Raw genomic sequence first — 23,063 nt, 5'->3', positions numbered from 1 at the left:
GGGGCTACGAGTCGGCGCCGAGTACCCGGACGGGCAGCGGACGCAGTGCCTCGCGCAACGCCTCCGCCAGCTCCCGGTACTCGGCGCCGCGCGCTGCCCCGGCGCGCATCGCGAGGGCGATCCGGCGGCTCGGGGCGGGCTCGGCGAAGGTGCCGGTGAGCAGCCGGTCGCTGCGGCTGGTCTCGACCCGGACGGCGGTGTGCGGCAACAGGGTGCAGCCGAGCCCGCCGGCCACCAGCTGGACGAGGGTGGCCAGGCCGGCGGCCGTGGTGGTCACCGGCGCGCCCTCCCGTCGCCCACCACCGCTCTCGACCGAGGGGCTTCGCGCCGCCCCCTTGATTCCACGGCCCGCCTCCCGGCAGATGTCCAGGGCCTGGTCGCGCAGGCAGTGCCCCTCGTCCAGGAGCAGCAGGTTCAGCTCCCTGAGGGCCTCGCGCGCAATGCCGGTCCGGCCGCCGAGCGGCTGGTCCAGCGGGGTGACGAGCAGGAAGTCCTCGTCGTACAGCGGAAGTTCGACGACACCCGGGATGCCCAGGGGGACGGCGAGCAGCAGCAGGTCGAGGCGTCCGGCGGTCAGTCCGTCCAGCAGGCTGGCGGTCTGCTCCTCGTGGACCTGGAGGTCCAGGTCCGGGTAGCGGTCGTGGACCAGCCGCAGCACGGTGGGCAGCAGATACGGCGCCACGGTCGGGATGACACCTAGCCGCAGCGCGCCGGTGAACGGCGCCCGCACCGCCTCGGCCTCCGCCAGCAGCGACCGCATCTCCTCCAGTACGGCCCTGGCGCGTACGGCGAGCCGTTCGCCGGCGGGTGAGAGCAGTACCTTGCGGGTGGTGCGCTCCAGGAGCGTGACGCCGAGCGTCTCCTCCAGGGCCGAGACGGCTCCGGACAGCGCGGGCTGGCTCATGCCTATCGCGGCGGCCGCGTCCCGGAAGTGGAGGTGCTCGGCGACGGCGGCGAAGGCGCGCAGCTGGGCGAGACTCGGCTGACGACGCTTGTTCCCCACGCCGACACCGTTCCCCATGGGGTTACCCACAGCCACTGATAGCCACCTCCGATCAACCCGACCGAGTGTAGCTATTTCAGGAATCAATGCACCTTGTGCCACGATCGGCGGCGTCCAACCCATCGGAGGCGACCCCGCGATCCGGGGTGCTTCCGCGCTGCAAGGAGAGCATGTGCTCACTGTCGGTGACAAGTTCCCCGAGTTCGAACTGACCGCCTGTGTCTCGCTGGAGAAGGGCGAGGAGTTCGAGACGATCACTCACAAGACCTACCAGGGTTTCAAAGTGATCTTCGTGTGGCCCAAGGACTTCACCTTCGTGTGCCCGACCGAGATCGCCGCGTTCGGCAAGCTGAACGAGGAGTTCGCCGACCGTGACGCGCAGATCCTCGGCTTCTCCGGTGACTCCGAGTTCGTCCACCACGCCTGGCGCAAGGACCACGACGACCTGCGCGACCTGCCGTTCCCGATGATGGCCGACTCGAAGCACGAGCTGATGCGCGACCTGGGCATCGAGGGCGAGGACGGCTTCGCCAAGCGCGCGGTCTTCATCGTCGACCAGAACAACGAGATCCAGTTCTCCATGGTGACCGCGGGTTCGGTGGGCCGTAACCCCAAGGAGGTCCTGCGGGTCCTCGACGCGCTCCAGACGGACGAGCTCTGCCCGTGCAACTGGACCAAGGGCGAGGACACCCTGGACCCGGTCGCACTGCTGGCCGGTGAGTGAGTTGTCGCTCGACGCCCTCAAGTCCGCGGTCCCGGACCACGCCAAGGACCTGAAGCTCAACCTGGGTTCGGTCATCGGCAACTCCGAGCTGCCGGCCCAGCAGCTGTGGGGCACGGTCCTGGCGACCGCCATCGCCTCCCGGTCCCCGATCGTGCTGCGCGAGCTGGCGCCCGAGGCGAAGGCGAACCTGACGCCGGAGGCGTACCGGGCCGCGAAGTCCGCGGCCGCGGTGATGGCGATGAACAACGTCTTCTACCGCACCCGCCATCTGCTCTCCGACCACGAGTACGGCACGCTGCGCGCGGGCCTGCGGATGAACGTCATCGGCAACCCCGGTGTCGACAAGGTCGACTTCGAGCTGTGGTCGTTCGCGGTGTCCGCGATCAACGGCTGCGGGATGTGCCTGGACTCGCACGAGCAGGTGCTGCGCAAGGCCGGTGTCGACCGTGAGGTGATCCAGGAGGCGTTCAAGATCGCCTCGGTCGTCCAGGCGGTGGGCGTGACGCTGGACGCGGAGTCCGTGCTCGCCGAGCTCGAGTAGGCGCCGTCGCCGCGTGAACCCCGCTCACCTCTCAGTGGGCGGGGTTTTCCGCGTTCCCGGACCCCACTTCGGCCGGGACGGCCTCGTCGTCGGTCGCCTCGGATGCCGGCTCGGGCTCCTCCGCGTCCGCGTATCTGTCGTTCGAGTACTGGTGCAGGTAGCTGACGACCGTGTTCGTCACCGCCACCAGCGGTACGGCCACCACCGCGCCGCCGATGCCCGCGACCAGGCCGCCGGCCGCGACCGTGAGAACCACCGCGAGCGGGTGCACGCGGACCGCGCGGCCGAGGATGAAGGGCTGCAGGATGTGGCCCTCGATCTGCTGGACCGCGAGGACGACGGCGAGGGTCATGACGGCCGTGAAGACGCCCTGGGTGACGAGCGCGACCACCACCGCCAGGGCGCCCGAGGCGACCGCCCCGACCAGCGGGATGAACGAGAACAGGAAGATGAAGACGGCGAGCGGGACGGCCATCGGGACGTCCAGGAAGTAGATGCCCAGGCCGATGAAGATGGCGTCGATCAGGGCGACCAGGACCGTGCCGCGGACGTAGGCGGTGAGCGTGCGCCAGGCGCGCGGGCCGGCGCCGGCCACGCCCTCGCGGGCGGCGGCGGGCACGAGCTTGAGGAACCACTGCCAGATGCGCGCACCGTCGTAGAGCAGGAAGAGCGTGGAGAAGAAGACCAGCAGGATGCCGGTCAGGGCCTCCACGACGACCTGGACGCCCTCCAGGCCGAACGAGGTGATCTGGTCGGTGTTGGCGCCGATCGCCTCGCGGAGGTTCTTGGCGATCTGGTTGATCTGCTTGTCGGTGACGTGGAAGGGGCTCTTCAGGAGCCAGTTGCGCAGGTCGTCGATGCCGTTCTGGACCTGGTCGGAGAGGGTGTCGACGTTCTCCATGACCTGCCAGGTCACGAACCAGCCCATCAGGCCTATCACCACGAAGCCCAGGATGGCGGTGAGCGCGGTGGCGGGGCCGCGGGGCATGCCGTAGCGGCACAGCCGGGCGACCGTGGGCTGGAGCAGGGCGGTGATCAGCAGCGCGATGACGAAGGCGAACACCACGAGTTGTACGGCGCTGATGACCCGCATCAGGATCCACACCGTGCCGGCCAGCACCAGCAGCCGCCAGCCGGCCTCGGCGGCGACCCGTACGCCCCAGGGGATGGCCGTCACGGGGTCGGGGCGCGGGGCGGGATTCCGGACGGTCCTGGGGGCGGCGGCGGGGGACGCCGGTGCGGGAGCGGGGGCCTGTGCGGGCAGTGCGGGCGGCTCCGGTTCGGCGTGCTCGCGCGCCACCTCGGCGCGGCGCTCGTCCAACCGCTCGCCCATCTCACTCAGTCCGGCACCCAGCCTGCCGAGCCACTCCGGCACTCGCGACATGATCCGCTCTCTTCCCCCGCGTCTCCGGGTGCTCCTCACCACTCCCCCCTGGAGTCGTTCGTTCCGACCGTACAGGGCGACAGCCCCTCCCCCTAGGACGGGGAGGGGCTGTCGAAGGTTGAGAGAAGCCGAGTGGCCTCTAGTACCAGCTGTTCGCCTGCCAGAACGACCAGGCCTGGCAGGGGCTGCCGTACCGGGAGTTCATGTAGTTGAGGCCCCACTTGATCTGGGTGGCCGGGTTGGTCTGCCAGTCGGCGCCCACGGAGGACATCTTGGAGCCGGGCAGAGCCTGGAAGAGACCGTAGGCACCGGAGGAGGCGTTGACCGCCTGGTAGTTCCAGCCGGACTCGTGGCTCACGATGTTGCTGAAGCACTGGTACTGGCCGCTGGCCACCATCTGCTGCGCCATCGCCTGGATCTGCGCCACGCTGTACGAGCTCTGGACCGCGAAGGTGACGGAGGAACGGCTGGCCGCCTTCTTCGCCTCGGCGCGCTCCTTGGCTTCCTTCGCCGCCTGCTCGGCCTCGGCCTTCTTGGCGGTCGCGGCCTTGGCGGCGGCCACCCGGGCCGCCTGCTCGGCGTCCTTCTTGGCGGTCGCGTCGGCCTGGATGGCCACGGCGTCGGCCTGCTGCGTCAGGGACGCGGTCTGCACCGTTGCCTGCTGACCCGCGGGTATGTCCGCGAGGAGCGTGGTGTCGGCTGCCGTCGCCTCAGCGTCGTTGGGCTGTGCGACGCTGCCCGAGGCAACACCGACAACGCTTCCGACGGCGGTGACCGCGGTGGCCGAGGCCACTGCGAATCCCCGGACCGAAATCCGGCTCACACGGTTTCCTTCCAGCATCGCCCGCTTCGGTGACCCTGGCGGACGCAATCGTTCCCCTGACGCTGGCCTCCCAACTGCGGGGTCACGGGAGGCACGGGCCCGATGGACGACTCCCCGTGGGAAGCGCCGTGTGGTGCTCGGGCGGCATACGACGTCGCTATGGATTTAGCTGTGATGCTTCTGTGTTGCCGTACCGCTGGGGGTACAGGTGTGTCGTATGCGGGGCCTGACAGGAGTGAGACTCTGCCGTAACCCGACGCCGGGTGGCAATTCCGAGTTGCGTGTGAAAGCTCACATCCCGTTTCCCCCAGGGGATTTCAGGAAAGCCGCACGCACGAAGACGCCGCCCGGCTAGGCTCACTGCCTTTGCCGGACGGCGCCAACGGATGGGTAATCAGCCCAAGTTGGACACAGAGACCAGATGGATCAAAGGTGTCCGTCCTCCAGCATTTCGGTCACAAGCGCGGCAATCTGGGACCTCTCGGACCGGGTGAGGGTGACATGCGCGAAGAGCGGGTGCCCCTTCAGCTTCTCCACCACGGCGACCACACCGTCGTACCGGCCGACCCGGAGGTTGTCCCGCTGGGCCACGTCGTGGGTCAGAACCACCCTTGAATTCGCGCCGATCCGGGACAGAACGGTCAGCAGGACGTTCCGTTCCAGCGACTGGGCCTCGTCGACGATCACGAAGGCGTCGTGCAGGGAGCGGCCGCGGATGTGGGTGAGCGGCAGCACCTCCAGCATCCCGCGCGCGGTGACCTCCTCGATGACCTCGCGGCTGGTGACCGCCGAGAGGGTGTCGAAGACCGCCTGCGCCCAGGGGCTCATCTTCTCGGACTCGGAACCGGGCAGATAGCCCAGCTCCTGCCCGCCGACCGCGTACAGCGGACGGAAGACCATCACCTTCTTGTGCTGGCGGCGCTCCAGGACCGCCTCCAGACCCGCGCACAGCGCCAGCGCCGACTTGCCGGTGCCGGCCCGGCCGCCCATCGACACGATCCCGACGTCCGGGTCGAGCAGCAGATCGAGCGCGATGCGCTGCTCGGCGCTGCGGCCCTTGATGCCGAACGCCTCCCGATCGCCGCGTACCACACGGACGTTGCCTTCCGCCGTCACCCGGCCGAGTGCCTTGCCGCGCTCGGACTGGATGGTCAGGCCGGTGTGCACGGGGAGGTCGGAGGCCTCCGGGACGTACACGTGGCCTTCCTCGAAGAGGATGTCCACCTGTTCGCCGGAGAGCGTCAGTTCGGACATTCCGGTCCAGCCCGAGGCGCCCGTGATGGCGAGCTCGGCGCGGTACTCCTCGGCCAGCAGGCCGACCGACGACGCCTTGATCCTGAGCGGGAGGTCCTTCGAGACGACGGTGACGTCGTATCCCTCGGCCTGCAGGTTGCGGGCCACCGCGAGGATGCGGGAGTCGTTGTCCCCCAGGCGGTAGCCGCTGGGCAGCACGCTGGGGTCCGAGTGATTGAGCTCGACACGGATCGTGCCGCCGAGGTCCCCGATCGGGATGGGGGCGTCCAGACGGCCGTGCCGGACCCGGTAGTCGTCGAGCAGACGCAGGGCCTGCCGGGCGAAGTAGCCGAGTTCGGGATGGTGCCGTTTGGCCTCCAGTTCCGTGACCACGACGATCGGAAGCACGACCTCGTGCTCGTCGAAGCGGGTCATGGCGTTCGGGTCGGCCAGCAGGACGCTGGTGTCGAGAACATAGGTGCGCCGGTCGGACTTGCGGCGCGTTGTGCTGGTCACCACGGAAGGACGTACCCCCTCGGATGAGGTCGGGGAGCGACGAAGAGGAGCTGGACCGGTTGACGGCCACCCTGCACGGGCCGAAAACCGGCCCTCCGCTGCTTCTTCCGTGCCGTGACCGCACGGTCGGGCTGGTGCAAAGGGCCTCCCGGGCGGACGACCCCGAGTCGCCCGCTGAGATCCGATGCCCGTGGTTCGGGCATCGACCTGCTTGCCTTATGCCCTCGAACATGCGCCGCCATGCCACGGTCTGCAACGACGCGCAGGTGAACTCCGTGTTACTGGCGCCCTGAAATGGGTGATTCACGCCTCATGCGCCCGATGGGGTCATCCACCGTAGCGAGGGGGTTATCCAGTGTGGCGACGGTGACGGGGGTCCTGTGTCGCGTCGACGACCGCCGTCACGATCACGTCACCCGCCGTAGCGGCGGTGGCGGGCCGCGTAGTCCCGCAGGGCGCGCAGGAAGTCGACCTTGCGGAACGCGGGCCAGAAGACCTCGCAGAAGTAGTACTCGGAGTGCGCCGTCTGCCAGAGCATGAATCCGGACAGCCGCTGCTCCCCGCTGGTGCGGATCACCAGGTCCGGGTCGGGCTGGGCACCGGTGTAGAGGTGCCGGCCGATCATGTCGACGTCGACGGAGTCGGCGAGGTCGCCCATCGCGATGCCCTTGTCCTGGGCGTCGAGGATCATCGAGCGGACGGCGTCGGCGATCTCCTGGCGGCCGCCGTAGCCGATGGCGACGTTCACCAGTATTCCGTCGACGTGCGCGGTGGCCTCCTCGGCCTCCTTGAGCGCGTTCTGCATCGGGGAGGGCAGGAGGTCGGGGGTGCCGACGTGGTGGACCCGCCAGCGGCCGTCGGCGGCGAGGGTACGGACGACGTCCTCGATGATGCCGAGGAGGGGGACCAGCTCCTCCTTGGCGCGGTCGAAGTTGTCCGTGGAGAGCAACCAGAGGGTGACGACCTCGACATCGGTCTCGGAGCACCAGCCGAGGAACTCCTCGATCTTCTCGGCGCCAACCCGGTGGCCGTGCACGGTGCTGGATCCGGCGGCCTTCGCCCAGCGGCGGTTGCCGTCCATGATGACGCCGATGTGCTTGGGCACCTGAGCGTGGTCCAGGTGGCCTTCCACCCGGCGTGCGTAGAGCCTGACGAGCAGGCCGCGCAGCTTGTCGCGCAGGTTCACTTGAGGTCCGCCCCTCGTGATTCGGATGCGGGGGTCCGCGTGATCGGATGCGGGAGTCCGCGGGATTCGAATGCGGGAGTCCGCCCGCCGAAGCCTACCCCGCGGGGAGTTGAGGGAGGCGCGGGAGGGAGGGCGCCCGGGGGATGGGGTTCCGGTCGCCACGCGGGGCGCGGGCCGGTTGTGGCTGGTGGCGTCTCTCGGCGGGGCGCGCGGGCCGGTTGCGGCTGGTCGCGTCTCTCGGCGGGCCGGTTGTAACTGGTCGCGCCCCGCGGCGGAGCCGCCGATGTGTGCAGCCCCGGCACCCCTTCGACGGCGTGGCCCCGAGGCCGCCTGAGAAGTGGGTGAAAAAACGGGCCGGTCCGTGGGGGGGAGACGGACCGGCCCGAGGGGGGGTTTCCACCATAACCCTTTGTAAGTGATGCCGCGTGCATCGGCGTGCCACAACTACTCTCCGGAGTCGTCCGGCGACGCCGCGATGGGCCTGGAACGCTGTATTCACGGGCCCCGCATGGCCGATTCGCAGCGGAATCCCAGGGAAACTGGCCGCATTCGGGGAGATCAAGAGGGTTTGGGCCGTCTTGGTGACGCCTCGGCGGGTTGCGCACCCGTCCCTCCGACGGGCTACCCCGGCCGCGAACGACGGCTTGACGGGAGCCAGTGGGGCATCGCGGCACCGCGCAGCCCCCTCCACTGCACGGTGCCGCCCGCGCAGCTTTGCTCACGCGAATTACCTTGGTCTGAACTTACGTGAGCCAACAGGGTGATACGGGACGTCAGAGGTAACGATGTGAAAACACTAGGGAAATGAGAGATGAACGGAGGGGTTGACTGTTCACGTATGCGTAGATCCGCGCACTAGCGAACAACTTGCCCCGATTGGCTCATCCGTGTCACGACTTGCACCACGATGATCTTCGATGATCCTTTGGGCGCACCCGGTACCGGGTGGTCGTCCGGCGCGTCGAACGGCAGTTCTTGGCCATTCTTCGTCGCCTGGCATTCCAAGGCCGGTGGATCACGGCCGGCGCTCCGGCTTGCGGGCGTCGAAGAGGTGCCTGGCGCTGTGCGCGACGAATGGTCCTTCCGCCTCGATCCGCCGGTGCAGGGCGCGGAGTTGGGGCTCGTACTCCTCGACCGTGAAGCCGGGGACCATCCATACGACCTTCCGCAGGAAGTGCACGACGGCGGCGATGTCGTGGAACTCCATCCGCAGCCGTTCGGCCCGCAGGCCGACGACCTCCAGCCCCGCCGCCTCCGCCGCGGCGCGCTCCCGGTCGGGATGACGCCCGCCGCGGACCGCCTCCGGCTGCGGCCCGAGGAAGTACTCCACCAGCTCGAAGACGCTGGCGGGTCCGACGTGCTGGGCGAAGTAGGTGCCGCCGGGGCGCAGCACACGCGCGATCTCGGACCAGTGGGCCCGCACCGGGTGCCGGCTGAGCACCAGGTCGAAGGACTCGTCGGCGAACGGCAGCGGGGCGTCCTCGGCCGAGGCGACGACCACGACACCGCGCGCGCCCAGCAGGGCGCTCGCCTTGGGGACGTTGGGCGCCCAGCCCTCGGTGGCGGCGAGCAGCCGGGGCCGGCGGCCGGGGGCGGCGGTGTCAAGCGTCTTGAGGGCGAAGTCGAGGACCTCGCCGCCGCCGGTCTGGATGTCGAGGACGGCGGTGGCCCGGGCCAGTCGTCCGCCGGCGGCGCGGGCGTAGCCCCAGGAGGGGCGCGCCTCGGTGGCCCGGCCCTCGAACCAGGAGAAGTCCCAGCCCTCGGTGGGCACGGCGGCGCCCTCGGCGACGAGGTCCTCGAAAGTACGGTGCGTCTGCTCGGCCATGGCCCGCATGATCCCAACGGAATGTCAGTGCCCGCTGCTATTTTCGCCCACCATGACGACGACCGATGGCACGTACACCGCTGGTGAGAAGGAAATCCTGCACGCGGGCCTGGACCGGCACCGGGACGCGGTGCTGTGGAAGCTGGAGGGCCTCGACGACGAACAGCTGCGCCGCCCGATGACCCCGTCGGGGACGAACCTGCTGGGGCTGGTGAAGCATCTGGCGTCGGTGGAGTACGGCTGGTTCGTGTCGAGCTTCGGCGGCGAGGTCGAGCCGCTCTGGTTCGACCCGTACACGGACGAGGACCTGTCGGTCGGTCCCGGCGAGACGACCCAGCAGATCATCGACTTCTACGGCCGTGCGCGCGCCGCGGCCGACGCGGTGATCACCGGGCGTCCACTGGAGGCACTGGGCCGCCCGGACTGGCGGGACCACCCGGTCTCCCTGCGCTGGGTGCTGGTGCACATGCTCGAGGAGACCGCCCGGCACGCCGGGCACATCGACATCCTGCGCGAGCTGATCGACGGAACGACGGGCGACCACCGCCGCCCCGCAACGGGGGGTACGGGCTGACTGGGGCGTCGGGCGGGGGCGACTGAGAGGGCGTCGGACGGGGCCGGTCGACGGGGCCGGTCGACGGGGGCGTCGGACGGGGCAGTTCGACGGAGCCGCTCGACGGGGCCGTCGGACGGTGCAGCTCGACGGAGCCGGTCGACAGGGCCGTCGGACGGGGCCGGTACCACCGACCGAGCGGGCGGTCCGGCGGTGCCGCCCGACCGGGCCGTTGGGGGCGACTGAGCGGGCCGCCGTCCGGCGGTCCGACCGACCGGGCCGTGCGGCGGTCCCGCCTTACCTGGCCCTCCGGCAGCACCGCACTACCGCACCACCGACCGCCGGACGGCTCACGGCACCAGTGGCCGGACCTCCTCGGCGGTGAACCGTACGAAGCCCTCGGGATCGGGTTCGTCCCCCGTCGGCTGGAGGATGACGGTGTCGGCGCCGGCCTCGGTGAGCCGCCGCACGGCTTTGGCGACGGCGCCCGCGTCTCCGGCGACGCCGAGTTCGGGGACCGACTCCAGGCCCTCGGCGGCGAGTTCGGCGCGGAGCCGGGCGGCCGCGTCGGCCCCGGTGGCGGTGAGGAGATAGACGACGACCTGGTGCGGCTCGTCCGCGCCCCGGCCGGCGGCCGCCCGTCCCTCCTCGACGAGCCGCCGGGCCCGGCGGACGCCGTCGGGCGGGGTGGCGGCGGTCAGGATCGTCCCGTCGGCGGCCTCGCCGGAGAGGCGGAGGGTGCGAGGGCCTTCGGCTCCGGCGAGGATCCGGACGGGGTCGGCGGGCGGCCAGTCGAGCGCGACGTCGTCGAGCCGCACGTACCGTCCGTCCACGGTGAGTCGCTCGCCGCGCAACAGTGCGCGCAGGGCGTCGAGATGCTCGCGGAGCAGAGTCAGCGGGGACTCGGCACGGGCGCCGACCTGGCCCATCCAGTCCTGCACGCCGTGGCCGACGCCGAGGATCGCGCGCCCCGGGAACAGCCGGTGCAGCGCGGCGGCCTCCATGGCGGTGATGGCGACGTTCCGCAACGGTACGGGCAACAGCCCCACGCCGACCCGCACCCGCTCCGACCAGGCGAGGGCGGCGGCGGCGGTGGAGATCCCACCCTCCCGGAAACAGTCCTCCCACAGCCACAACTCCTCGAGCCCGACATCATCCGCGACCCGAACCACGGCACGGAGTCGCTCGGGGGGCAGCTGGGGACGGAATACGGCGCCGAGTGCGGTCATAGGACCTTCCTAACCGGCGGGCCCGGAGAGCCACAACCGCATTGACCGAACAGACCTCTCAACGCATCGCAGGCTGCGGGTCCGGTAGACGTACTCCTGCGCGGCGGGCGCGTTCGAGGGCAGCGGCGCCGGCCCCACCGGGATCGGCAAAGCCACGCCTGTCGTTGAGCACCGCGGCAGGCTTCACTCGTCCGTGTTGCGGATACGGTCACTTCGGGAACCGCTGGGAGACAAGCGAGAGGCAGACCATGAGGCGCTGGCGGGACGGGCGGGGAAGGCTGGTCATCCACGGCGGCGAGGAACCGGTCGTCGTCCCGCTGGAGATCGCCACGTCCTATCGCGCTCGCGCCAGAGGCCTGTTGGGACGCGACGGGCTCGACGGTGCGATCCTGCTCTCCCCCGCCAGCGGCATCCACACGTTCCGGATGCGGATGCCGATCGACGTCGCCTATCTGGACCGGCGTCTGACCGTCATCGCCGTCCGCACCATGCCGCCGGGACGGCTCGGCCTGCCGCGTCTCCGGTCCCGGCATGTGCTGGAGGCGGAGGCCGGGGCCATGGCGGGGTGGGGCGTGAAGGTGGGGGCACGGGTGGGCGTCGAACCGTGACCGCGCCCCGCGGCCGGGGCACCGACGTCACTCAGCCCCCCGTCCTCGGGAACGTCACCTCCACGCGGCGGTTCTTCTTGCGGCCCTCCTCCGTGGAGTTGTCGGCGATCGGGTACTGCTCGCCGTAGCCGCGGACGTCGAAGGTGAGGTTCGGGTCGTTCAGGTCCTGGTCGAGGACGCCCTGTACGGCGTTGGCGCGCTGGCGGGAGAGGACGTCTCCGTGGGCCGAGGAGCCCAGGTCGTCCGTGAAGCCGAAGACGCGGACCTGGGTCGCGTTCTGCTTCCTGATCTCCTCCGCGATCGTGTCGATCCGCGCCTTCGCCGCCGCGCTCAGCTTCGAGCTGTCCTTGCTGAACAGCACCTCGGCCTGGAGGGCGAACGTCACGTCCGCGTTGGTGTCCTCACGGCGCTCGTCACCGCTCTGGTCCTCCACGACCGACTTGATGTCCAAAACCTTGGGATCGGCGAGGGTGGCACCTTCGGGGAGCTTGAGGTCGGGGTCGGTGGGGTCGATCTTCACGGGCGCGGCGGCGGAGGGCTCGGTGCCCGGCGGGACGCTCGGGTCGCCGCCGTCGGCACGGGCTGCCGTCGCGCCGTAGAGGTTCGTGACCAGCAGGAGCGTCGCGGCGCCCAGGGTCAGCGGGAGGCGTGGTGTGGTCACTTCGGCCTCACCCGGAGATCTGGATCGTGCCGCTGGCGAAGGTGGGGAGTTGGAGGGTGACCTCGGTGGTGTCGGCCGGTGGGGCGGGGAACTGCATGAAGACCGCGAGTGTCTGTCCCGCCTTCAGTGTCGAGAAACCGGTCGTGGTCAGAGGCCGGCCGTCCGTGTCCCGAAGCACGTAGTACCGCTTCTTCCCCTTGGAGTCGACGAGCGTGGCGCCGCCCAGCGACCGGCCGTTCCTGATGATCTCCGTCTCGTTGCCGCTGAGGGCGGACGGAATGACGACGGTCTGGGCGCCGTCGTTCTTCAGGACGCCGTTCACCGTGACGAAGCCACCGGAATCGCGCTGCGCGGAGCTGATCTGGAGAAGGAGTCCGTTCGATCCCTGCAACTCCGCGATGGGGGTGGACGACTGACCCTCCTGGGTGCTCGGGTCGGCCTGGCCGCTCCTGGCCGCCGAGGCCTGCGGCGTCTTCCCGTCGTCGCCGCCTCCCCCGCCGCTGCCACATGCGGCCGCGCCCAGGGCCAGACCGGCCGCGGCGATCAGAGCGACCATCCCCCTGCGGGCCTGCGTGGTGAACCGAACGCTCATCGCTCCGCTTCCTTCATCACTCGTCGATTCGATTGTCAGTCGGCCAGATGGACGTCGAAGAGGTCCTCGGGTTTCGGGAGATCCGTGAGGTGGTGCGGGTCCAGGTCCCAGACACCACGGCCCCGGCACGTGAGTTCGGGCAGCGGCCGGTCGTCGCCCGAGGAAGGGCTCGCGGTGGGGTCCGGGGTAGGGGTCGGAGACGGGTCCGGGGCGGGGAACGTGCACAGCGACTCGATCACGGCTGTGGCCCGCGCCCTCGACTTGACGTTCTCCGTGCCGGGTACGACGGAGTCCCCCACCGATTTGTTGGTCCGGGCCTCGACCTCATAGCTCAGCGGACCTTCCGCGTGGCACTGCAGACGGGTGGCGTCGTTCTGTGACAGGAGTTGGTCGGCGCGCCAGCATGAGTCGGAGACCAGGACATTGCCCTGGAAGACGTCCTGCCACTTGGTCGGGTCGAGAACGTCCAGCAGCCACTGGTCCGCGAGTTGCTTACGGGTGTCGAGGGCCGCCGCGAGAGCCGCCGAGTCGGCGGCCGTCTGGGCGCCGTTGCGATTCACCGCGGCCTGGCCGACCGCCAGGTAGGCGAGTGCGAGGAAGAGCAGACCCGCCACCACCGTGATGTAGATGGGAAAGGCCTGCCCTGCGTCTCGGTAACTGCGCGCGTCCGTCAGCCGGTGATCTCTGCGATCTTCGAGGTGATCGCGTCGTAGATCGTCTGACCGATACTCGTACCCGTGATCGCCAGCACGATCGCCACCACCACCGCGATGATCCCCAGGTACTCGACCGCGGTCTGCCCCCGGTCGTCGGCGCGGCGCTGCAGCGCGACAAGCATCCTCAGCATCCGGTCGCTCATGGTGCTCCCCTCCGGGTTCGGTTCCGATCGTCGCAACGTACGGCGGAACATACCCGTCCGCGGAGGGTCCCAGGACCCAAATCCGGACCCAGTTCATCCTGTTCAGCCTCATGACACCCCCAGCCACTTGGCCGTCGCCTGGGCGCGGGTGGCGGTGTGGAGCTTGGCGAAGATGCGGTTGATGTGGTTCTTGACCGTCTTCTCGCTGATGAAGCAGACGGCGGCGATCTGCTGGTTGTTCATGCCGGACGCGATGAGGTTCATGATCTCCGCCTCCCTGCCGCTCAGTTGAAAACGGGACTTCGACGACTGTCCCACAGTTGATTGCAGTTGCGAAAGCCCTTTGGGTGGAAAATGTGTTGGGAGGGCGCGTAGTTCGGGTTTTGCGTGTGCAGTTGCATGGTCTCTGATATGGGCCAGCAACGCGTTCGTGGCCGTCGGTGTGAAGTGCGGTCGGCCGCCGCCCACGTCCCGTACCGCCTGTGCCAGCTGTGCCGTCGTGAACTCGCCGTGGACCAGGTAGCCGCCGGCGCCCAGGCGTACGGCCTCCTGCACGATCTCCGTCTCGTCGCTGTACGTCAGCATCATGACCGGGGCCAGGCGAACCAGGTGCGGCAGCGCCGACATACCGTCGACACCGGGCATGCGGACGTCGAGCAGGATGACGTCGGGGCGCAGGCGCAGGGCCGCCTCGTAGGCCGCGCGGCCGTCGTCGGCCTCGGCGACGACCGTGAGGCCGTCCGCGGCGCGGAGGACGGCCGTCAGGCCCGCGCGGATCACCGGGTTGTCGTCGGCCACCAGGACGCGCAGGGGCGGGGGCGGTGGCTCTTCGCGCTCCGTGAAGGGGTGCTGCGGCATCGGGGGGCCTCCTCTCGTCTCCGTCATGTCAGTGGCACCTCCACGCGGACCTCGGTGCCCTCGTCGGTGGTCAACCGGAGGCGCGCGCCCATCGACGCGGCCCGTTCCGTCATGCCGAGAAGGCCGAAGTGGCCGGCGTGGCCCAGGTCTTCGAGGGCCGCGTCCGGGGGCAGGCCCCGGCCGTCGTCCCGGATGGTCACCACCAGGTGGGTGGGCGTGGTCCTGGCCCGTACGTCGACCCTCGTCGCGCGTGCGTGGCGGTACGCGTTCTCCAGGGCCTCCGCCGCGATGCTCAGCAGCTGGCGGCTCGCGGCGGGGGCGAGGGGGAAGGGGGCGGCCGGGCCGTCGTACGTGGTGGGGAGGGACGTGCGGGTGGTGAAGTCCGCTGCCAGGGACTCCAGTTCCGCCCGTACGTCCGACGGTCGCGCGTCGGTCGCGGTCCGCAGGTCCGTCAGCAGGTCCCTGGACTCCTCCGCCGCCTTGCGGGCCGCGTTCGCCACCAGTTCCGCCTGCTGTCTGATCAGCGCCGGGTCCAGGCGGTCCGGGGACGCGGCCGCCGACACCGCCAGGCCGTCGGCGATCAGTGCGACGCCGTAGAGGGTCTTGGTCACCGAGTCGTGCATCTCGCGGGCCAGGCGGGCGCGTTCGGCGCTCACCGCCTCCGTCGCCGCCAGGCGTGCGCGGGTCTCGGTGAGGGCCTCGGTGGCGGTGCCGAAGCGGAGTATCAGGGTGCGCAGGGTGGAGCCCATCGCGCCGGTGATCACGCACAGGCCGGGCAGCAGGAGGGAGTCCGCCACACCGGTGTGGTGCTTCAGCGTCTCCTCCACGACCAGGAGGATCAGCGACTGGAGAGAGGCGAAGACCGCCGCTCCGCGCCAGCTGTAGAGGAGGCCGGCGACGAGCGGGGTGCAGACGCTGACGTAGGCCAGGGTGGTGTCGGGGCCGGCCGAGATCAGCAGGAAGGAACCGAAGAGGGTGTCGGCGGCCAGCAGCGTGGGGTGGCGCAGGAGGAGCGGGCCGAAGCGCTGCCAGTCCCGGAAGAGGACGTACGACATCATGAAGGTGACGACCACCGCCGAGCCGACCAGGCGGGTGCCCAGGCCGGGGGTGGCGTTGAGGAGGGCCGCGGGGGCCGCCACGGCGATCATCGCCAGGCGGAAGCCGAAGACCTGGCGGCCCATCGCCCGCAGGGCCCGGATCTCGACCTTCCCGTCGTCCTCCCGTGCCGCCATCACCATCACCGCCCTCCCTCGGCTACTTCCCCGTGACCGACCCGAAGTCGACCCCGGAGCCCAGCAGCAGGCCGGCGGCCAGCAGGAGCATCGTGGCCGGCACCATGAACGTGGTGATCATCAGCGTGGCCCTCGGCACCGCCCGGGCCGCCTTGCGGCGGGCGTTCTGGGCGTCCGTACGGCGCATGTCCTTGGCCAGGGCGACCAGGGTGTCGACGATCGGCGCGCCCAGTTCCTCGCCCTGCTGGAGCGCCGTGACGAACATCGCCACCTGTTCGGAGTCGTTGCGGCGGCGGAGTTCCGCGAAGGCCTGGCGGCGGCTCATGCCGAGGTCCAGCTGGCGGAGCGTGATGCGGAGTTCGTCCGCCCAGGGGCCCTCGTAGTGCGAGGCGACCCGGTCCAGGGCCTGCCGGAAGCCGAGGCCGGCGCTCACCACCACCGCGAGGACGTCCAGGAAGTCGGGCAGGGTGCGTTCGATGACGTCCTTGCGGATACGGATCGCCGACCAGATGCCGACCTCCGTCCAGAACGCGCCGAAGAGGAGGAGGAGAACGGCCATCAGCCATTGCCCCCTCAGCAGGAAGACCAGGAAGCCGACGCCGCCGAGTGCGCCGTAGACCGCCCGGCGGGCGGCGTACCGGTCGATCGTCAGGCCGCCGGGGTTGCCCGCCAGGTCGATCCTGCGGCGGTACTTGGCGACCAGGCGCGGGCCCATCAGGCGCAGGACGGCGGGGGCGTAGCGCATGCCCATGCGGTCGACGAGGGAGTTGGCGGCGCCGGTGCGGGTGGCGCCCACCTCCAGGGCGATCGCCAGGTCGGAGGGGAGTTTCGCGTCCGCGCGGTACATGCGGACGCCCGCGAAGACACCCCAGACGCCGAGGGCCATCAGGAGGGCCAGGAGTAGTGCCATGGTCACAGCCCCCTACACGTCGATGCGGCTGAGGCGGCGGATGAGGACGAAGCCGATGACGTAGAGGCCGAAGGCGATGAGCACGGCCGCCTGGCCCAGGGTGGTGCCCGTCATGCGGTCCAGCGTGTCGCCCTTGACCCCGTTCATCAGGAACAGCGCGCCGATGCCGAGCACCGGGACGGCGTACGACGTCATCGTCACCTGGGAGAGCTGGGTGCGGACCTCGCGGCGGGTCTCCTTGCGTTCCTCCAGGGTCTCGGTGAGGTTGCGCAGGGCGGAGACGACCTGGCCGCCCGCCCGGTTGGACAGGACGAGCGTCGTGACCAGGACGACCAGCTCGCGGGACGGGAGCCGGTCGGTCAGTTCGCCCAGCGCGTCGTCCATGGAGTGGCCGATCGCCAACTGGTCGGCCACCTTGCCCAGTTCCTCGCCGGCCGGGGCCTCCAGCTCCTCCGCCGCCATGCCGATCGCGGTGCGCAGGGCGAGTCCGGCGTGCGTGGCGTTGGCCAGGATGCGGGCGAGTTCCGGGAGTTGGGCGATGAACCGCTCGATGCGTTTCTGCCGCTGCCAGTTGAGGAACTGCACGGCGGCGAAGACCCCGAGGAGGCCGGCGATCGGCCCGAAGAACGGCGCCAGGGCGGCCTGCCCGATGAGCCAGAGGGCCACGACGGCGGCGAGCAGGTAGACGAAGAACTCGCCGGGCGTCACGTCCAGGCCCGTCGCCGCCAGCCGGAGTTCCAGCCGCCTGCCGATCCCCGTGCCGCGCAGCCGCCGGTCGAGGTTGCGGAAGCGGCGCCGGCGGCCGGTGAGCGGGACCTGGCCGGTGGCGGAGAGGCGGTCCACGAGGGCGGCGCGCTGGGCCCTGCCGGAGGCGTAGGTGTGCAGGCCCACCACGGCCAGCAGGCAGGTCAGCAGGGTGATGCCGGTGGTGAGGGTGACGAGGTCATGGAGGGTCATGGCCTACCTCGCTTCTCGGGTGGTGAGCTGGTCGAAGTGCTGGGCCACGCCGAAGGCCTGCGGGATCGGCTGGCTCGCCATGTAGAGGCGGTCGGCGGTGCGGCGCGGGAGCGGGAAGTACTGGAAGGCGCCGTGGACATGGCCGTCGTGGGTCATGGGCCGGGCGTCGAAGCGGGCCACCGTCGCCAGCCGGTACGGCTCGCTGCCGTGGCTGTCCAGCACCGCGATCTCGGTGATCCGGCGGGCGCCGTCCACGAACCGGGTCAGCTGGACGATGACCTCGACCGCGCTGTTGATCTGGTCGTGCAGGGCGACGAAGGGGACTTCGACGTCCGACATGGAGGCCAGGGTCTGGAGCCGGGTCAGGGCGTCCTCCGCGCTGTTGGCGTGGACGGTCGCGAGCGAGCCGTCGTGACCGGTGGACATGGCCTGGAGCATGTCCAGGGACTCGCCGCCGCGGACCTCGCCGACCACGATCCGGTCGGGGCGCATCCGCAGCGAGTTGCGGACCAGGTCGCGGATGCTGACCTGGCCCTTGCCCTCGACGTTCGCCGGGCGGGACTCCAGGCGGACCACGTGCGACTGCTGGAGCTGGAGTTCGGCGGAGTCCTCGATGGTGATGATGCGCTCGTGCGCCGGGATCAGCCCGGAGAGGGCGTTCAGCAGGGTGGTCTTCCCGGTGCCGGTGGCGCCGGAGACGATGATGTTGAACTTCGCCTGCACGAGGCCGGCCAGCAGATACACCATGGGCTCGTCGAGCGAGCCGAAGCCGATCAGCTCCTGGAGGGTGAAGGAGCGCGGGAAGCGGCGGATGGTGAGGATGGGGCCGGTCAGGGAGAGCGGCGGGATGATCACGTTGACGCGTTCGCCGGAGGGGAGGCGGGCGTCGACCATCGGGTTGGACTCGTCCACGCGGCGGTTGACCGTGGAGACGATCCGCTCGATGGTCTGCATCAGCTGGTCCGCGGACGCGAACCGCAGCGGCAGTTGCTCGACCCGGCCGCCGCGCTCGACGAAGATCGCGTCGGGGCCGTTCACCATGATTTCCGTGATCGACACGTCTTCCAGCAGCGGTTCCAGGATGCCGAGGCCGAGGGCCTCGTCGACGACCCGGCGGATCAGCTGCGAGCGCTCGACGGTCGACAGCACCGGGCCCTCGCGGCTGATGATGTGGCCGAGGACGCGTTCGAGACGGGCCCGGCGCTCGGCGGCGGCCAGCGCGCTCATCTCCGCGAGGTCGATCTCCTCCAGGAGCTTGGCCCGGTAGGAGGAGACCAGATGGCCGTCCTCGCCCCGGCTGCCGTGCTCCTCGGGGGAGTTGATACGTGCCCGCAGGCTCATGGTTGCCGTGCTCCTCGTTCAGTGGTCGACGGGCATCGTGGCGGACTTGGTGGCGTTGCCCAGCTCCCAGACGATCTTCGGGATGTGGACGGTGGCGGTCACGGTGACCGAGTCGCCGCCGCCGGAGGACGCGCAGCTCACGTCGATCCCGCCGCTGACCGCGCCGGCGCAGGCCGCGCCGACGTCCTGGCTCAGCGAGGCGGCCCGGGCCCCGGCCCGGGCCGCCGTCCCGGCCTGCTCGGCGGCGTAGGCGACGGCGCCGAGCTGGATGCCGGCCAGCCCGACGATGAGCAGCACCGGGATGAACCCGAGGTACTCGACGGCGACCTGGCCGCGGTCGCGCTGGTTGCGGCGCATCAGTGCGTCACCTCCTCCACCGTGCCGGCGTGGCCGTGCACGGTGACGGGGAAGTCGATGGTGCCGGGGAAGAGCACCGGGACGCGCAGCGAGACGTCGGCGGTGACCATGCCGGTGCCGCCGCACCGGTCCACCGTGGCGCCCTCCCGCCAGGCGCTGGAGAGGTCCTCCAGCGCGGCCTGCTCGCAGACACCGAACCGTGCCCCCCGGGGGACGGCCGTGCCCGCGCGTACGCCTTCGTCGGCGGCGTTTCCGGCGAGGGTGAAGGCGTATCCGACGAGGACGGCCTGCCACATCAGCACGAGGGTGAGGATGATGATCGGGGTCATGCCGAGGAGTTCGATGGTGACCTGGCCGCGGTCGGGTGCGGCGCCGGTGGGTCGTCGGTCGGGTGCGGGTGCGTGGGGGCTGGTCGCGCAGTTCCCCGCGCCCCTATGGGGCGCTTCCCTGCGGGACGCTTCAAAGTCTCGCTTTGCTGAAGCGCGCCCAAGGGGCGCGGGGAACTGCGCGAACGGCCACAGCGGCGCCGCACCCGACCCACGGCCGACCGCCCCCGCACCCGCACCCGACCCACGGCGCCTCACGGCAGCTCCCTCCGCCGCCGGAAACCGACCGCCCCCCGCTCCCCGGCCCGGGCCCGCCCCGCGGTCCGGCGCGGCACCGTCCCCTCCGCCGTCCGTACCAGGCCCAACTCCCCGGCCAGCGCCCACAGCGCCTGCTTCACCGTGCTGCGGGCGTCCAGTTCGTGGACGCGTCCGGCGTCCACCACGCCCTGGAGTTCCTTGAAGTTGGCGGGGATCGGGGTCCCCGCCAGCGCGGTGCCGGTGATCCGCTGGATCAGGGCCGGCTGGATCTCCGTGGCCCTGGTGTGCCGGTTGACGACCACCGTGGTCTCCTCGGCCTTGCGGATCTGCAGCCGGTCCCACATCCGCACCGTGCGCTTGGCGGCCCGTACGGCGACCACGTCCGGCGTGGTCACCAGGAGCGCCAGGTCGGCGGTCTCCACGGCCGCCGCGCCCGCCCCGCCGAGCTGGGCGCCGCAGTCGACGACCACGATCTCGTGGCGGGAGCGCAGGGCGCTGAGGATCTGGCGGGCGGCCCGGTCGGTGACCTCCTCGCCGCGTTCGCCCTCGGCGGGCGCGAGGAGCAGGGCGAGCCCGGAGTCGTGGCGGAAGACGGCCTCGGCCATCACGCGGGGGGAGATGTCGTTGACCGCGGCCAGGTCGGCGACCGAGCGGCGGAACTGGACGTCCAGGTAGGAGGCGACGTCCCCGGTCTGGAGGTCGAGGTCGACCAGGGCGGTGGAGTGGCCGGAGGCCTGCGCGGCGAGGGCGATCTGGATCGCCACCAGGGTCGCGCCGGTCCCGCCCTTGGCGCCGCTGACGGTGACGACGGTCCCGCCGACGCCGGCGAACGCGTCCGCGCCGTGGCCGAGGTGGCGCCGTACGCCCGTGGACCACTGGGCGACCGCCTGGACGCGGCCGGCCAGCTCCTCGTAGCTCATGGGGAGTCCGACCAGGCCGCGGGCGCCGGAGTCCATCGCGGCGGCGAACAGGCCGGGGCTGGTGTCGGTGGTGACGAGGACGACGCCGACCGCCGGGAAGCGCAGGGCGACCTCGCGGATCAGTTCCAGGGCCGGGACCGGGCCGATGCGTTCGTGGACGACGACGACCTCGGGGAGTTCGTCGACGGACTCGGCGGCGAACCGGGCGAGGGTGTCGACGAGTTGGGTGGAGTCGACGACGGGCGGCAGCGGTTCGCTGTCCGGGAGCTGGCTGAGCAGGGAGACCAGGGAGCGGACGGCGTCCGCGTCACCGACGGCGGGGAGGATCCTGATGGGCATGCGAGGCGCCTCTCACTTGTCCGTCGCGAGTTCGTAGGTGCGGTCCTTGTCCGGCACGCTGGTGGTCGTGCCGGGCGCGACCAGGGCCAGCCGGACCCGCTGGGCGAAGGACTCCGCGTAGGTGAGGCGCTGGGCGTCGAGCGTGGACAGCGCGAAGGTGATGGGGACGGCGTCGCTGGGCTGCTGGTTCCGGTTGTCCGGGTCCACGTAGCTGAGCTGGGCGCCGACGTCCAGGACCCGGGCGTTGGTCACGATGATCTTCGACTGGTCGGGGTCGCTCTGCTGCTTGCCCTGGAAGGTGGCGTAGACGTTGACCAGCGAGCCCGGGGTGATCTTGCCGGCCACTCCGGTGGCCGCGTCGATCATGATCGCGACCTCCTGCTCGCCGGCCTTCAGCGCGGGCTGGTCGACGATCATGTCGGTCTGGAGCAGCGAGCCCCTCTTCAGCGTGGTGACCGCGATCTTTCCCTCGATCGCGCTGAGGCTGGTGACGGCGTTGGCGGACAGCCACCGCTTGGGCATCTCGACCTTCTCGAACTGGCCGGCGCTCAGGGTCGTGTACGGCTTGACGTCCGACCGGACCTTGTACGCGGTGACCTTGGGGCCGACCTCGGACTTCGCGTTGTCGATGACCGAGAGCACGCCGGCGAACGCGCCGAGCGCGCAGATCACCGACAGGATCAGGAGTATCACGCCGCGGCGCTGACGGGAGTTCATGGACCGTGCGACCTCATCGGGGAAGCGGGGAAGTGGGGGAACCGAGCGGTGGGTGGTACGGGTCAGGCGGGCGTCCGCTGTTCCAGCGCGCGGTGCGCCGGGGGGTCGTAGACGGGCGGGGTGGCGGAGCAGAAGACACAGCGGTCGCCGATGACGTCGATGCCGCACCAGTGACAGCTGGTCCGCCGGACCGAGGTGACCAGTTGGTAGAGGACCGACAGGTCGGCGAGGTAGCTGGTGAACTCGATCATCCGGCCGGTCCCCCACCACCGGGACGACTCGGCCGGCAGCGGGGTCTCGCGCAGGCCGTACGAGCCCCAGGTCTTGGCGAGGCCGCCGATCCACTCGGACTGCAGCTGTCCCCTGGCGACCAGCATCCAGGTGCTGAACTCGGGTCCGGTCAGGGTCGCGTCCGGGCCGACCCGGACCAGTTGCGGCTGGGGGTGCGCGACGACGGCGAACTGGGTGCCGGGCATCCAGGACTTGGCGTGCGCCTTGAGGGTGACCGGGACCCGGTCCAGCTTGGTGACCGAGCCGAGGACGGCGCCGGAGTGGATGTAGTGGGTGAGCAGCCGGCCGGCCGACGCGAGGACGCCGGGGCTGAGGTCGCAGGAGGCCAGCTGCCGCAACTGCCGGGCCAGGACGGCGATGCCGAGGGGCGGCAGGTCGGGGCGGAACAGGGCGATCCGGTCGCTCTCCAGCAGGGAGCGCAGGGTGTGCAGGCGCCGGGTCACGGCTTCGGGTACGGCCGCGGAGCAGACGACGATCACGTGCCCGTGCTGCTCGATGAGCGCCACGAACTCGGCGAGGGTCTGGTCGAGGGGCCGCTGGTCCAGGTCCCGGAGCACGACCGCGGGCATGGTCCGCTCGTCCTGCACCGGCAGCGCCATGTCGGCGCTGGTCACGGCAATGGCAGTTGGCACGCGCAGCTCCCCGCTCTTCACACCCCGGCGGCCCACCGGTGTTACTCCAATGAGCCGGGACGACTTCATTGCGTGACTACCTCAGCACTGTAACCACGCCTCTGTGACCGGAGAACAGCGTTTGTCCAGCTGTCTGGGATCCGTGACCACACAAGTAGCTTCAAATCGGGACAGGTTGAGCATATGAC

The 23,063-nt window shown here is 70.6% G+C and carries 25 protein-coding genes; 4 read left to right on the top strand and 21 right to left on the bottom strand.

Translation table 11 applies throughout. From position 1 onward, the window contains the following. Positions 1-4: 4 nt before the first annotated feature. Positions 5-1,021, bottom strand: coding sequence for a LysR substrate-binding domain-containing protein (locus ACWDGI_RS03100; RefSeq protein ID WP_450755292.1), 1,017 nt, complete (start codon positions 1,019-1,021; stop codon positions 5-7). 154 nt (positions 1,022-1,175) lie between these two features. Here ACWDGI_RS03100 and ACWDGI_RS03095 point away from each other — a divergent pair, with 154 nt between their 5' ends. Together ACWDGI_RS03095 and ACWDGI_RS03090 are read left to right on the top strand one after the other, a co-directional pair. After that, positions 1,176-1,727, top strand: coding sequence for a peroxiredoxin (locus ACWDGI_RS03095; RefSeq protein ID WP_450754742.1), 552 nt, complete (start codon positions 1,176-1,178; stop codon positions 1,725-1,727). Position 1,728: 1 nt separating this feature from the next. Then, positions 1,729-2,268 carry an alkyl hydroperoxide reductase gene (locus ACWDGI_RS03090; protein ID WP_450755290.1) on the top strand — a complete coding sequence of 180 codons (540 nt, stop codon included), beginning with the start codon at positions 1,729-1,731 and terminating at the stop codon, positions 2,266-2,268. A 31-nt stretch (positions 2,269-2,299) separates the two neighbouring features. Here ACWDGI_RS03090 and ACWDGI_RS03085 read toward each other — a convergent pair whose 3' ends face one another. From ACWDGI_RS03085 to ACWDGI_RS03065, 5 genes are all read right to left on the bottom strand, one after another. Beyond that, entirely contained in the window at positions 2,300-3,652 is a 1,353-nt protein-coding gene (locus ACWDGI_RS03085; protein WP_450754740.1) for an AI-2E family transporter, read from the bottom strand. A gap of 139 nt (positions 3,653-3,791) precedes the next feature. Next, positions 3,792-4,493, bottom strand: coding sequence for an aggregation-promoting factor C-terminal-like domain-containing protein (locus tag ACWDGI_RS03080; RefSeq protein ID WP_450754738.1), 702 nt, complete (start codon positions 4,491-4,493; stop codon positions 3,792-3,794). A 408-nt stretch (positions 4,494-4,901) separates the two neighbouring features. Then, positions 4,902-6,227 carry a PhoH family protein gene (locus tag ACWDGI_RS03075; protein WP_450754736.1) on the bottom strand — a complete coding sequence of 442 codons (1,326 nt, stop codon included), beginning with the start codon at positions 6,225-6,227 and terminating at the stop codon, positions 4,902-4,904. A gap of 409 nt (positions 6,228-6,636) precedes the next feature. Next, positions 6,637-7,410 carry an isoprenyl transferase gene (locus tag ACWDGI_RS03070; protein WP_450754734.1) on the bottom strand — a complete coding sequence of 258 codons (774 nt, stop codon included), beginning with the start codon at positions 7,408-7,410 and terminating at the stop codon, positions 6,637-6,639. A 1,015-nt stretch (positions 7,411-8,425) separates the two neighbouring features. Beyond that, on the bottom strand, positions 8,426-9,235 hold the full coding sequence (locus ACWDGI_RS03065) for a class I SAM-dependent methyltransferase (protein WP_450754732.1): 810 nt from the start codon (positions 9,233-9,235) through the stop codon (positions 8,426-8,428). 52 nt (positions 9,236-9,287) lie between these two features. Here ACWDGI_RS03065 and ACWDGI_RS03060 point away from each other — a divergent pair, with 52 nt between their 5' ends. Beyond that, positions 9,288-9,809 (top strand): DinB family protein, encoded by a 522-nt coding sequence (locus tag ACWDGI_RS03060; protein WP_450754730.1) that lies wholly within the window; start codon positions 9,288-9,290, stop codon positions 9,807-9,809. Between the two features lie 329 nt (positions 9,810-10,138). Here the strand turns inward: ACWDGI_RS03060 and ACWDGI_RS03055 are convergent, their stop codons facing one another. After that, complete coding sequence (locus ACWDGI_RS03055; RefSeq protein ID WP_450754728.1) at positions 10,139-11,017, bottom strand: LLM class flavin-dependent oxidoreductase; 879 nt, start codon at positions 11,015-11,017, stop codon at positions 10,139-10,141. Positions 11,018-11,265: 248 nt separating this feature from the next. Here ACWDGI_RS03055 and ACWDGI_RS03050 point away from each other — a divergent pair, with 248 nt between their 5' ends. Next, complete coding sequence (locus ACWDGI_RS03050) at positions 11,266-11,625, top strand: DUF192 domain-containing protein (RefSeq protein WP_450754726.1); 360 nt, start codon at positions 11,266-11,268, stop codon at positions 11,623-11,625. Positions 11,626-11,656: 31 nt separating this feature from the next. Here the strand turns inward: ACWDGI_RS03050 and ACWDGI_RS03045 are convergent, their stop codons facing one another. The 14 genes from ACWDGI_RS03045 to ACWDGI_RS02980 all read right to left on the bottom strand — a co-directional run bounded on the left by ACWDGI_RS03045 (position 11,657) and on the right by ACWDGI_RS02980 (position 22,911). Next, positions 11,657-12,286 carry an OmpA family protein gene (locus ACWDGI_RS03045; RefSeq protein ID WP_450754724.1) on the bottom strand — a complete coding sequence of 210 codons (630 nt, stop codon included), beginning with the start codon at positions 12,284-12,286 and terminating at the stop codon, positions 11,657-11,659. Between the two features lie 7 nt (positions 12,287-12,293). Continuing rightward, the gene (locus tag ACWDGI_RS03040) at positions 12,294-12,878 is read right to left on the bottom strand and encodes a hypothetical protein (RefSeq protein WP_450754722.1); all 585 of its coding nucleotides are present in this window, start codon (positions 12,876-12,878) and stop codon (positions 12,294-12,296) included. Positions 12,879-12,913: 35 nt separating this feature from the next. Next, the gene (locus ACWDGI_RS03035; protein WP_450755288.1) at positions 12,914-13,552 is read right to left on the bottom strand and encodes a pilus assembly protein TadG-related protein; all 639 of its coding nucleotides are present in this window, start codon (positions 13,550-13,552) and stop codon (positions 12,914-12,916) included. Then, positions 13,549-13,737: a Flp family type IVb pilin gene (locus tag ACWDGI_RS03030; protein ID WP_450754720.1), complete on the bottom strand. Its 189-nt coding sequence runs from the start codon at positions 13,735-13,737 to the stop codon at positions 13,549-13,551. Before ACWDGI_RS03030 ends, ACWDGI_RS03035 begins: the two co-directional genes overlap by 4 nt. A gap of 108 nt (positions 13,738-13,845) precedes the next feature. Further along, positions 13,846-14,595, bottom strand: a complete 750-nt coding sequence (locus tag ACWDGI_RS03025; protein ID WP_450754718.1) for a response regulator — start codon at positions 14,593-14,595, stop codon at positions 13,846-13,848. Positions 14,596-14,618: 23 nt separating this feature from the next. After that, positions 14,619-15,833 carry a sensor histidine kinase gene (locus tag ACWDGI_RS03020; RefSeq protein WP_450754716.1) on the bottom strand — a complete coding sequence of 405 codons (1,215 nt, stop codon included), beginning with the start codon at positions 15,831-15,833 and terminating at the stop codon, positions 14,619-14,621. Between the two features lie 16 nt (positions 15,834-15,849). After that, positions 15,850-16,737 carry a DUF5936 domain-containing protein gene (locus tag ACWDGI_RS03015; RefSeq protein WP_450754714.1) on the bottom strand — a complete coding sequence of 296 codons (888 nt, stop codon included), beginning with the start codon at positions 16,735-16,737 and terminating at the stop codon, positions 15,850-15,852. A 12-nt stretch (positions 16,738-16,749) separates the two neighbouring features. After that, on the bottom strand, positions 16,750-17,694 hold the full coding sequence (locus ACWDGI_RS03010) for a type II secretion system F family protein (protein WP_450754713.1): 945 nt from the start codon (positions 17,692-17,694) through the stop codon (positions 16,750-16,752). Positions 17,695-17,697: 3 nt separating this feature from the next. Further along, entirely contained in the window at positions 17,698-19,035 is a 1,338-nt protein-coding gene (locus tag ACWDGI_RS03005; protein ID WP_450754711.1) for a CpaF family protein, read from the bottom strand. An 18-nt stretch (positions 19,036-19,053) separates the two neighbouring features. Next, positions 19,054-19,392 (bottom strand): TadE/TadG family type IV pilus assembly protein, encoded by a 339-nt coding sequence (locus ACWDGI_RS03000; protein ID WP_450754709.1) that lies wholly within the window; start codon positions 19,390-19,392, stop codon positions 19,054-19,056. Further along, a complete protein-coding gene (locus ACWDGI_RS02995; RefSeq protein WP_450754707.1) occupies positions 19,392-19,721 on the bottom strand; it encodes a pilus assembly protein in 330 nt (109 codons plus the stop codon). The genes ACWDGI_RS03000 and ACWDGI_RS02995 overlap by 1 nt, the downstream gene beginning before the upstream one ends. A 251-nt stretch (positions 19,722-19,972) precedes the next feature. Then, a complete protein-coding gene (locus ACWDGI_RS02990) occupies positions 19,973-21,235 on the bottom strand; it encodes an AAA family ATPase (protein ID WP_450754706.1) in 1,263 nt (420 codons plus the stop codon). Between the two features lie 12 nt (positions 21,236-21,247). Then, complete coding sequence (gene cpaB, locus ACWDGI_RS02985; RefSeq protein ID WP_450754704.1) at positions 21,248-21,952, bottom strand: Flp pilus assembly protein CpaB; 705 nt, start codon at positions 21,950-21,952, stop codon at positions 21,248-21,250. 62 nt (positions 21,953-22,014) lie between these two features. After that, positions 22,015-22,911, bottom strand: coding sequence for a hypothetical protein (locus tag ACWDGI_RS02980; protein ID WP_450754702.1), 897 nt, complete (start codon positions 22,909-22,911; stop codon positions 22,015-22,017). Between the last annotated feature and the right edge of the window lie 152 nt (positions 22,912-23,063).

This window comes from Streptomyces sp. NPDC001220 (assembly GCF_053597895.1).
The sequence above is the reverse complement of the archived record's forward strand: the minus strand, read 5'-3'. Positions and strand labels throughout refer to the sequence as shown.

Bases quoted from the DNA above. Each gene is read 5' to 3' on its own strand.
- ACWDGI_RS03010 (WP_450754713.1), bottom strand. From the start codon at position 17,694: ATGACCCTCCATGACCTCGTCACCCTCACCACCGGCATCACCCTGCTG.
- ACWDGI_RS03000 (WP_450754709.1), bottom strand. From the start codon at position 19,392: ATGCGCCGCAACCAGCGCGACCGCGGCCAGGTCGCCGTCGAGTACCTC.
- ACWDGI_RS03015 (WP_450754714.1), bottom strand. From the start codon at position 16,737: ATGGCACTACTCCTGGCCCTCCTGATGGCCCTCGGCGTCTGGGGTGTC.
- ACWDGI_RS03065 (WP_450754732.1), bottom strand. From the start codon at position 9,235: ATGGCCGAGCAGACGCACCGTACTTTCGAGGACCTCGTCGCCGAGGGC.
- ACWDGI_RS03050 (WP_450754726.1), top strand. From the start codon at position 11,266: ATGAGGCGCTGGCGGGACGGGCGGGGAAGGCTGGTCATCCACGGCGGC.
- ACWDGI_RS03060 (WP_450754730.1), top strand. From the start codon at position 9,288: ATGACGACGACCGATGGCACGTACACCGCTGGTGAGAAGGAAATCCTG.
- cpaB (WP_450754704.1), bottom strand. From the start codon at position 21,952: ATGAACTCCCGTCAGCGCCGCGGCGTGATACTCCTGATCCTGTCGGTG.
- ACWDGI_RS03005 (WP_450754711.1), bottom strand. From the start codon at position 19,035: ATGAGCCTGCGGGCACGTATCAACTCCCCCGAGGAGCACGGCAGCCGG.
- ACWDGI_RS02995 (WP_450754707.1), bottom strand. From the start codon at position 19,721: ATGACCCCGATCATCATCCTCACCCTCGTGCTGATGTGGCAGGCCGTC.
- ACWDGI_RS03030 (WP_450754720.1), bottom strand. From the start codon at position 13,737: ATGAGCGACCGGATGCTGAGGATGCTTGTCGCGCTGCAGCGCCGCGCC.
- ACWDGI_RS03085 (WP_450754740.1), bottom strand. From the start codon at position 3,652: ATGTCGCGAGTGCCGGAGTGGCTCGGCAGGCTGGGTGCCGGACTGAGT.
- ACWDGI_RS03100 (WP_450755292.1), bottom strand. From the start codon at position 1,021: ATGGGGAACGGTGTCGGCGTGGGGAACAAGCGTCGTCAGCCGAGTCTC.
- ACWDGI_RS03020 (WP_450754716.1), bottom strand. From the start codon at position 15,833: ATGGTGATGGCGGCACGGGAGGACGACGGGAAGGTCGAGATCCGGGCC.
- ACWDGI_RS03080 (WP_450754738.1), bottom strand. From the start codon at position 4,493: ATGCTGGAAGGAAACCGTGTGAGCCGGATTTCGGTCCGGGGATTCGCA.
- ACWDGI_RS03040 (WP_450754722.1), bottom strand. From the start codon at position 12,878: ATGAGCGTTCGGTTCACCACGCAGGCCCGCAGGGGGATGGTCGCTCTG.
- ACWDGI_RS02990 (WP_450754706.1), bottom strand. From the start codon at position 21,235: ATGCCCATCAGGATCCTCCCCGCCGTCGGTGACGCGGACGCCGTCCGC.
- ACWDGI_RS03025 (WP_450754718.1), bottom strand. From the start codon at position 14,595: ATGCCGCAGCACCCCTTCACGGAGCGCGAAGAGCCACCGCCCCCGCCC.
- ACWDGI_RS03055 (WP_450754728.1), bottom strand. From the start codon at position 11,017: ATGACCGCACTCGGCGCCGTATTCCGTCCCCAGCTGCCCCCCGAGCGA.